8 protein-coding genes are annotated in these 9,018 nt (G+C 65.7%); 3 read left to right on the top strand and 5 right to left on the bottom strand.

Translation table 11 applies throughout. The features are described 5' to 3' along the window. Positions 1-115 precede the first annotated feature (115 nt). The 3 genes from VJS90_RS02855 (at position 116) to nudC (ending at position 4,222) form a co-directional block, all read left to right on the top strand. On the top strand, positions 116-1,912 hold the full coding sequence (locus tag VJS90_RS02855; protein WP_324118899.1) for a glycoside hydrolase family 15 protein: 1,797 nt from the start codon (positions 116-118) through the stop codon (positions 1,910-1,912). 634 nt (positions 1,913-2,546) lie between these two features. After that, positions 2,547-3,359 carry a crotonase/enoyl-CoA hydratase family protein gene (locus VJS90_RS02850; protein ID WP_324118896.1) on the top strand — a complete coding sequence of 271 codons (813 nt, stop codon included), beginning with the start codon at positions 2,547-2,549 and terminating at the stop codon, positions 3,357-3,359. 32 nt (positions 3,360-3,391) lie between these two features. Further along, a complete protein-coding gene (gene nudC, locus VJS90_RS02845; RefSeq protein ID WP_324118894.1) occupies positions 3,392-4,222 on the top strand; it encodes an NAD(+) diphosphatase in 831 nt (276 codons plus the stop codon). On the opposite strand, the gene VJS90_RS02840 is transcribed toward nudC, so the two are convergent. The 5 genes from VJS90_RS02840 to VJS90_RS02820 all read right to left on the bottom strand — a co-directional run. Continuing rightward, positions 4,190-4,969, bottom strand: coding sequence for a TSUP family transporter (locus VJS90_RS02840; RefSeq protein WP_324118893.1), 780 nt, complete (start codon positions 4,967-4,969; stop codon positions 4,190-4,192). The two genes, nudC and VJS90_RS02840, sit on opposite strands and share 33 nt — an antisense overlap. A gap of 210 nt (positions 4,970-5,179) precedes the next feature. Next, positions 5,180-7,129, bottom strand: a complete 1,950-nt coding sequence (locus VJS90_RS02835; protein ID WP_324118891.1) for a DNA topoisomerase III — start codon at positions 7,127-7,129, stop codon at positions 5,180-5,182. Positions 7,130-7,260: 131 nt separating this feature from the next. Beyond that, a complete protein-coding gene (locus VJS90_RS02830; RefSeq protein ID WP_324118889.1) occupies positions 7,261-7,695 on the bottom strand; it encodes a GNAT family N-acetyltransferase in 435 nt (144 codons plus the stop codon). Next, on the bottom strand, positions 7,688-8,854 hold the full coding sequence (locus VJS90_RS02825; protein ID WP_324118887.1) for a cupin domain-containing protein: 1,167 nt from the start codon (positions 8,852-8,854) through the stop codon (positions 7,688-7,690). The genes VJS90_RS02830 and VJS90_RS02825 overlap by 8 nt, the downstream gene beginning before the upstream one ends. Before the next feature lie 81 nt (positions 8,855-8,935). Beyond that, the coding region (locus tag VJS90_RS02820) for a hypothetical protein (RefSeq protein ID WP_324118901.1) at positions 8,936-9,018 on the bottom strand (83 nt) is incomplete at its 5' end.

Raw genomic sequence — 9,018 nt, 5'->3', positions numbered from 1 at the left:
GACGGCGAAGTGCACAGCTATCCCGCCGGCGAGGATGGACCGGCGGCCGGCGATGACCTGCTGGCCCGTGACAAGCGCGAGTGGCACCCGCTCGGCTGACCGACAAGGAGAAGACATGCCCGCGCTGATCGAAGACTACGCCCTGCTGGGCAATTGCCGCAGTGCCGCCCTGGTCAGCCGGGATGGCTCGCTGGACTGGTTGTGCCTGCCCCGGTTCGACGCCCCGGCCGTGTTCGCCGCCCTGCTGGGCAACGAAGAGAACGGGCGCTGGCGCCTGGCGCCGAGCGATCCGCTGGAGCAGGTGCAGCGCGAGTACCTGGACGACAGCCTGGTGCTGCGCACCACCTATGTCACCGCCCAGGGCCGTGCCCAGGTGACCGACTGGATGCCGTTGGACGAGGCCAACGCCGTGGTGCGCGTGGTCGAGGGGCTGGCGGGCGAGACCTGCTTCGAGATGGACCTGGTCATGCGTTTCGACTACGGGCGCAGCGTGCCTTGGGTCGAGAAGCACGATCCCCTGACCCTCACAGCGGTCGCCGGGCCTGATCGCCTGATCCTGCGCAGCAGCGTCGCGACTCACGCGCAGGACCATCACACGGTCAGCCGCTTCCGGGTGGCGGCGGGCGAGCGGCAGGTGTTCGTCCTGCTTCACCAGGCCTCGCACCTGACCCAGCTGCCGGGGCTCGACGCCGATCAGGCCTTGCAGCACACCCTGGAGCAATGGCGCGCCTTTGCCGGGCGTTGTCCGGACGTCGGTGACTGGACGCCCCAGGTCAAGCGCTCGCTGATCGCGCTCAAGGCGATGACCTACGCACCCACCGGCGGTATCGTCGCGGCGGTGACCACCTCGCTGCCCGAACACCTGGGTGGCGAGCGCAACTGGGACTATCGCTATTGCTGGCTGCGCGACGCCACCATGACCTTGCTGGCCTTCATGAACCTGGGTTACTTCGAAGAGGCCGCCGCCTGGCGTGAATGGCTCATGCGTTCGGTGGCCGGCAACCCTGAACAGATGCAGATCATGTATGGACTGGCCGGCGAGCGGCAGTTGCCCGAGCGTACGCTGCCCTGGCTGGCCGGCTATGAAGGCTCACAGCCGGTGCGGGTCGGCAATGCCGCGGCCCAGCAGCACCAGCTGGACATCTATGGCGAGGTCGCCGACGCCATGAGCCAGGCGATTCGTGGCGGGTTGCCGCGCCATCCCCGCAGCGCGGCGTTGTCGCGGCTGATCATGCCGTACCTGGAGCGTATCTGGCGCGAGCCCGATGAAGGGATCTGGGAGGTGCGCGGTGGCTGCCAGCACTTCGTGCATTCCAAGGTCATGGCGTGGGTGGCCTTCGATCGCGCGGCCGGGCTGGCCGATGGCACGGAAGAGGACCGCGAGCGTGGCCGGCATTACCGCGAGGTGGCTACGCGGATTCATCGGGAGGTCTGCGAAAAGGGCCTCGACCCGGAAGGCAGGTACTTTGTCCAGGCCTACGGCTCGGCCGAGATGGACGCCAGCCTGTTGCAGATCGCCCTGACGGGTTTTTTGCCAGCGGACGATCCGCGGTTTCTGCGCACGCTGGAGCAGATCGAAAAGCGCCTGCTGCGTCATGGGTTGTTGTTGCGCTATGACACTGACAGCGGGTGTGATGGGCTGGAACCGGGGGAGGGGACGTTTCTGGTGTGTTCGTTCTGGCTGGCGGATGTGTATGTGCTGTTGGGGCGTCAGGATGAGGCTCGGGGGCTGTATGAGCGGTTGACTGGGCTGTGCAATGACGTTGGGTTGCTGGCTGAGCAGTATGAGCCGGTGAGTGGGCGGATGTTGGGGAATTTTCCTCAGGCGTTTAGTCATATTGGGATTATTAATACGGCGTTGAATTTGCATCGGGCGCAGTGTCCGGTTCGGGATCGGGCTCGGGGGGGGTGAGGGGGCTTTGGGGGGGGGCGTTTTTGGGGGCGTTTTGGTTGGGTGAATATCCGTTTATTGTGGTGGCGCGGAGTACGGTTTCGCCCTTACGGCGAGTCACTTTTGACAAGCGCCTCAAAAGTAACCAAAAAGGCTGGCCCCTCCATGGGCCCTACGCTGCGCTTCGGGTCCCCTCCTTCCGGTGTCGCTCCGGGGCTGCGCGGCCCTGCTCGCGCCTTCGGCTGCGCCGAAGGTGGGCTGCGCCCACGCCCCTCCACGACACCTCCACTCGGCCTGCTGGAAGGGGCGGTAGATCAAGAGCCAGATCAAGAGCCAAAGCCAAAGCCAAAGCCAACTACCGAGGTAGTCAACGCACCCGGCCCGGCATCGCCGGGCTTGTGGGAGCAACTGTCTTCAACCTGGTTACTTATACCTCTCGGCCCGGCAAGGCCGGGCCTGTGGGAGCGAGCCTTGTGCCGCGATCGGGCCCGGAGGGGCCGCAAAACCTGCAACCCCGTTAACCCTGACACTCCCGGGAGCCCGCTTCGCCGCCGATGAAAAGACGCTGAAATCCGTCCCGACTTTGGCCAAAGCCCCCTCCGTCGCCTGCGCTATAGTCGGACCCATGTCCTCACTTCCCTGACAGGTATGCCCCGTGACCGAATACAGCGCGTTCAAGGTAGAACTGACCCACAACATCGCCCATGTCCAGATCAATCGTCCTGAAAAGCTCAACGCGATGAACGCGGCGTTCTGGGACGAACTCCTGGCGATCTTTCATTGGATCGACAACACCGACGCGGTGCGTGTGGTGGTGCTGAGCGGGGCGGGGAAGCACTTTTCGGCGGGGATCGACCTTATGCTGCTGGCCTCGCTGGCCAGCGAGCTGGAGAAGGATGTGGCCCGCAGCGCGCGCTCCCTGCGCCGTACCGTCCTGCGGCTGCAGGCGTGCATCACGGCGGTGGACAAGTGCCGCAAGCCGGTGCTGGCGGCGATCCAGGGCTACTGCATCGGGGGCGCCATAGACCTGGTCTCGGCTTGCGACATGCGCTACTGCAGTAACGACGCGCAGTTCTCGATCAAGGAAATCGACATGGGCATGGCCGCCGACATTGGCACCCTGCAGCGATTGCCGCGGATCATCGGTGACGGCATCCTGCGTGAGCTGGCCTACACCGGGCGCACGGTCCACGCGCCGGAGGCCCAGGCGATCGGCCTGGTCAACCGCGTGTTCGAGGACCACGCGGTATTGCTCGATGGAGTCTTTGCCATCGCGGCCGAAATTGCGACAAAATCCCCGATCGCCGTGGCTGGCACCAAGGAGATGCTCGGCTACATGCGTGACCATCGCATCGAGGATGGCCTTGAGTACATTGCCACCTGGAATGCGGCCATGCTGCAATCAGACGACGTGCGGATCGCCATGGCGGCGCACCTGAGCAAACACAAACCTGAATTCGCCGACTGACCTGCAGCGGCGGACGCGTCAAGGAACCGATCATGTCAGCACGCTGGAGCACCGCAGTACTGGACCCGCAACTCAGCGGAGGGTGGGCCGTGGCCCGCAGCAGCGAGGGGTTCCTGGTGGATGACAACGGGGCGCTGTTTCCCCGCGACTGGCTCAAGCGTCAGGGCCTGGATGTCCTGTGCGAGCACGGCATTGGCCACTTCGATGGCCAGCCGGTGTTCCTGCTCGAGCTGCGCGCGCCGCAGGCGGTGGCCGGCTGCGGCTGGCGGGGTCTGCGCCAGTTCATGCTCGAGGGTGATTTCGATCTCTACAAGATCCTCGGCTATGCGGCGCAGATCGGTACCTGGGCCCGCGAGCACCGCTTCTGCGGCAGCTGCGGCCAGGCCATGAGCCAGATCCATTGGGAGCGGGCCATGTACTGCGCGACGTGCGAGCTGCGCAACTACCCGCGGATCTCACCCAGCATGATCGTGCTGGTGACCCACGGCGATGAGATCCTGCTGGCGCGTTCGCCGCGCTTCGTCACCGGCGTCTACAGCACCCTGGCAGGCTTCGCCGAGCCGGGTGAGTCAGCCGAGGACTGCCTGGTGCGCGAGGTGCGCGAGGAGGTTGCGGTCGAGGTCAGGAACATCCAGTACGTCGGCAGCCAGTGCTGGCCGTTCCCCCATTCGATGATGCTGGGTTTTCATGCCGAGTACGCGGGCGGAGAGATCGTCATGCAGCCGGACGAGATCGAGGATGCCCAGTGGTTCAATGTGCACGCCCTGCCGCCATTGCCGGCGGGGCGTTCCATCGCGCGCTACCTGATCGACCTTTACGTGGCGCGCAGGCTAGGCCTGGCCGAACCAGTGCTGCCACGCTAGGCGCACCGTCAGCGCCAGCACCACGGTGATGAACACCGGGCGGATGAACTTGCTGCCGCCGCTGATCGCCGTGCGTGCGCCAAAGTAGGCACCCACCATCAAGGCCGAGCCCATCGACAGGCCGACCAGCCAGTCCACCTGGCCCGAGAAGATGAACACCGAGAGTGCCGCGGCGTTGCTGACGAAGTTCATGCTGCGGGCCACGCCGCTGGCGCGTACCAGGTCGATGGGGTAGATCAGCAGGGTGCTGACCGTCCAGAAGGCGCCAGTGCCTGGGCCGGCCACGCCGTCGTAGAAGCCCAGGGTCAGGCCCTGCGGCAGCTGCCAGGTCTTCCTGATGGGGGCGTCGGCATCCAGCGGCGCCTTGGGCGTGCCGCCAAACAGCAGGTAGATGCCGCACGCGAAGACCACCACGGGCAGCATCTTGTTCAGCCACTCGGCGGGCAGGTAGTGGGCGACCACGGCCCCGATCAACGCGCCCGCCAAGGTGCCGAACAGCGCCGTGCGCCACTGCGCCGGATGGAACAGCTTGCGCCGGTAGTAGGCAAAGCCGGCCGTGGCCGAGCCGAAGGTGGAACTGAGCTTGTTGGTGCCCAGTACCAGATGGGGCGGCATGCCTGCCGTGAGCAGGGCGGGCGTGGTGAGCAGGCCGCCACCACCGGCGATGGCATCGATGAAGCCGGCGACGAACGCGACGACGGCGAGGATCAGCAGGGTTAGCGGTTCAACACTGAGTTCGAAGGGCATGGTCATTATCGCGGCAGGGCGCAGAAGGGCTGCGCTAAAGGAGTGGCATGGTAAACGGCGCAGGCTTGGGTGGCCAGTCGTGGGCGTTGTTGGTGGGGTGTCAGTACCGGCCTCTTCGCTGGCAAGCCAGCTCCCACAGGTACGGCGCCGTCCTCGGGCGCAGCGCAGTGCCGGTGGGAGCTGGCTTGCCAGCGAAGAGGCCGGTATGGTCTATGAAGATCTTGCAGGCGGTTTACGAGGGGGCTGCCGTGCCTTGCCCTTCGGCGCACCACTGCTCCGGCGTTTCTTCTTGAACGGCGTGCCCCCTTTTTTCGCAGGCGCCGCCCCGCTGATACGCAGCTGCAGCCCCGAACACCGCTCCACCTGCTTGCTCATCCACGCCGACTGCTTGGCGACGAACTCCTCAAGGCTCATCTCGCCGTTCTGCACCATGTCCAGCGCCTGTTCCCAGATCGCGGTGGTGCCCGGGTCGGCGATGGCGCGGGGGACGGCGTCGATCAGGCTGAAGGCGGGGGGTGTCGCGCACAGGGCCTTGCCCTGCTTGTCCAGGTAGCCTCGGTCGATCAGGCCCTGGATGATGCCCGCGCGGGTGGCTTCGGTGCCGATGCCGGTGGTGTCCTTGAGCTTCTGCTTGAGGCGCGGGTCGTCCACCAGCTTGGCCACGTTTTTCATGGCCTTGATCAGGTCGCCCTCGGTAAAGGGTTTGGGCGGCTGGGTCCAGAGGTCCTTGAGCTGCTGGGCGAGCACGCTGCAGTCCTGGCCCTCGCGCAGCAGTGGCAACACCTGGGCGGGCGGCGGCTCGCGGCCCTTGCTCGGGGTCAAGGCCTCGGGCAATGCCCGGCGCCAGCCAGGCTCGACGATCTGTTTACCGACGGCGCGCAGGGCATGGCCTGCGCAGTCGAACTCGGCCTGGGTGCGGTCGTATTCGTGGTTGGGCAGGAACTGCGCCAGGTAGCGCGCGCGGATCAAGGTGTAGACCGAGTTGTACTTGGCCGGTAGCCGCGAGGGGTCGCTGGCGGCAGCGGTGGGAATGATGCCGTGGTGTGCCGTGACCTTGGCATCGTTCCAGGCGCGCGAGCGGCGTTGCGGCTCCAGGTGCGCCTGCAACGGCGCAAGGCTCGCGTCTGCACGCTGCAGCGCGGCCAGGATGCCCGCCGCCTCGCCATGCTGGCTCAGGGGCAGGTAACCGCAATCGCTGCGCGGATAGGTGATCAGCTTGTGGGTCTCGTAGAGGGCCTGGGCGATGTCGAGGGTCTCCTGGGCGCCAAGCCCGAACTTTTTCGAGCACAGCTCCTGTAGGGTGCCGAGGTCGAAGGGCAGCGGCGCGGCTTCGCGCACGCGCTCGGTCGCCACCTTCAGCGTCCGTGCCGTGCCGGCGGCGCCGATGTCGGCCGCCGCCCGCTGGGCCAGTGGCTGGTTCAGGCAGCGGCCCTGGTCGTCACAGGCATCCTCGGGCGCGCGCCACTGGGCGTTGAAGGCGGTGCCGGCGTGCTCCAGCTTCACGTCGATGCTCCAGAAGGGCACCGGCACGAAGTCGGCGATGCTGCGGTCACGGTCAACCACCAGGCGCAACGTCGGCGTCTGAACCCGGCCCACCGGCAACACACCCTGGTAGCCTGACTTCTGCCCGAGCAGCGTGAACAGCCGGCTCATGTTCATGCCGATCAGCCAGTCCGCGCGCGAGCGGCCCAGCGCCGAGTGATACAGGCTGAAGGTCTCCTGACCGGGCCGCAGCCTGCCCAGGGCCTTGCGGATGGATGCATCGTCCAGCGCCGACAGCCACAGGCGCTGGATAGGCCCCCGATAACGGCAATACTCGACCAGCTCGCGGGCGATCATTTCGCCCTCGCGGTCGGCGTCGGTGGCGATCACCAGGTCGCTGGCCTCGCCCAGCAGGCGCTTGACGGCCTTGAACTGGCTGGCTGTCTTGGGCTTCACCAGCATTTTCCATTTGTCCGGGATGATCGGCAGGTCGGCCAGATCCCAGCGTTTGTAGCGCGCGTCGTAGCTATCGGGTGGCGCGGTCTCGAGCAGGTGGCCGATGCACCAGGTCACGCAGACGCCGGTGCCTTGCCAGCAGCCGTCGGCTTTGCGCGTGGCGCCCAGGACCTTGGCGATGTCCTTGGCTTGGGAGGGTTTTTCGCAGAGAAAGAGGCGCATGGCCGGGTAACGCTTCGTCAGCAAAGGTAGCCGACAGGATGCGCAAAGTAGGGCGGGGAGGCAAGCGAAAATCTGTATGGATGTACAGTTTCAAGAGGGGTGATGCTGGGGCCGCGCAGCGGCCCCGGGTCTCACGCTGTCTCGCAGGAAACGCGCACCATGTCCACATGCGGAATGCCGGCTTCGAGGAATTCCTCGCTGACCACCTTGAACCCAAGGCGCTCGTAGAAAGCGGTGGCATGCACCTGGGCGCTGAGCATCTGTTGCTTGAGGTTACGGTTCTGCGCCTCAAGGATCACCGCCTGCATCAGCGCATCGCCGACTTTCAGCCCGCGCCAGTCCTTGAGCACGGACACGCGTCCGATATGCCCGTCGGGCAGCAGGCGTGCGGTTCCCACCGGGTAATCACCTTCAAGCGCCAGGAAATGCAGCGCGCCCTGGTCGTCCGAGTCCCACTCGAGCTCCGGCGGCACGCTTTGCTCTGCGATGAACACCGCTTCGCGGATGCGGCGGATATCGGCGTTGTCTTTTTGCCAGTCGGCAATGCGAACCCGGATCTTATTCATTGGCGAATCCCAGACTTCCTTGTTTGATCAGCTGGCAGACCAGGGTCACGCCTTCTTCGTTCTGCAGCCATGGCCCAAGGTTCTCGGCATGCAGCGCATCGGCGGCGCAGATCAGCTTCAGCAGCTCGCGCAGGTCACCCGACACCAGGCGGCTCTGGCCGCTGGCGAACAGCAGCAGGTTGTCGTCGACTTCCGACCAGGCCAGGCGCGCGCTAGGGTTGCGGATGAGGATGGCGCCTTGCTCGAGGCTGTCGGCCAGCTCTTCCTCACTGAGCTCCTCGCCGCTGACCAGCTCAGGGTACCGTGGCTCGGTCATGAACTGGCCGAACCAGGTCAGCAGCAGGCGCTCGTCACCCATGTGCTCGGTGAGCAGGCTCTTGAGGCGGCCCAGGGCGTCGTGCTGGATCTGGTGCGGGTCGCTGACCGGCTGGGCATCGGCGTCGCTGTAGCGTTCCTCGTCCGGGAGGAACTGGCTCAGGAAGTCAGTGAAGTGAGTCAGCACCTCGGCCGCGCTCGGCGCGCGGAAGCCGACCGAATAGGTCAGGCAGTCATCCTCGGCAACACCGTAGTGAGCCAGGCGCGGCGGCAGGTAGAGCATGTCGCCGGGCTCCAGGGTCCACTCATCGCTCTGCTCGAAGTCGCGCAGGATGCGCAGGTCGGCGTGCTCGATCAGCGGGCTGTCGCTGTCGCACACCTGGCCGATCTTCCAGTTGCGCTTGCCCTGGCCTTGCAGCAGGAACACATCGTAGTTGTCGAAGTGCGGGCCGACGCTGCCACCCGGAGCGGCAAAGCTGATCATGACGTCGTCGATGCGCCAGCTCGGCAGGAAGCGGAACGACTCCAGCAGTTCGGCGACTTCCGGCACGAACTGGTCCACTGCCTGCACCAGCAGGGTCCAGTCGCGCTCGGGCAGGCTGGCGAAGGCGTCCTCGGCGAACGGGCCGCGGCGCATTTCCCATGGGCGCTCGCCATGCTCGATCACCAGGCGCGATTCGACTTCCTCTTCCAGCGCAAGGCCGGCCAGCTCGTCGGCGTCGATCGGGTTCTGGAAGTCCGGGAAGGCCTGGCGCACCAGCAATGGCTTCTTCTGCCAGTAGTCGCGCAGGAACTCGCGCGCGGTCAGGCCGCCCAACAGCTGCAGTGGAGTATCAGAATTCATGTTCAACCTATTGAAAGAAGGTAGTTTTTATCCGGGAATAAAAACGCCCGGCTCAGCCGGGCGTTGTGTGCAGGGCGCAGGTCAGATGCGTTTGGCCTGTGCCGCTGCATTGCCGATATAGGACGCAGGGGTCAGCTGCTTGAGCTCGGCCTTGGCGTCGGCCG

The sequence above is a fragment of the Pseudomonas sp. genome (genome assembly GCF_035277045.1).
Classification (GTDB): Bacteria; Pseudomonadota; Gammaproteobacteria; order Pseudomonadales; family Pseudomonadaceae; genus Aquipseudomonas.
Note: the sequence above shows the minus strand (reverse complement) of the source record. Positions and strands in the feature narration are given on the sequence as shown.

Coding starts and splice junctions, on each gene's coding strand:
- VJS90_RS02855 (WP_324118899.1), top strand. CDS start 116: ATGCCCGCGCTGATCGAAGACTACGCCCTGCTGGGCAATTGCCGCAGT.
- VJS90_RS02825 (WP_324118887.1), bottom strand. CDS start 8,854: ATGAATTCTGATACTCCACTGCAGCTGTTGGGCGGCCTGACCGCGCGC.
- VJS90_RS02830 (WP_324118889.1), bottom strand. CDS start 7,695: ATGAATAAGATCCGGGTTCGCATTGCCGACTGGCAAAAAGACAACGCC.
- VJS90_RS02835 (WP_324118891.1), bottom strand. CDS start 7,129: ATGCGCCTCTTTCTCTGCGAAAAACCCTCCCAAGCCAAGGACATCGCC.
- VJS90_RS02840 (WP_324118893.1), bottom strand. CDS start 4,969: ATGCCCTTCGAACTCAGTGTTGAACCGCTAACCCTGCTGATCCTCGCC.
- nudC (WP_324118894.1), top strand. CDS start 3,392: ATGTCAGCACGCTGGAGCACCGCAGTACTGGACCCGCAACTCAGCGGA.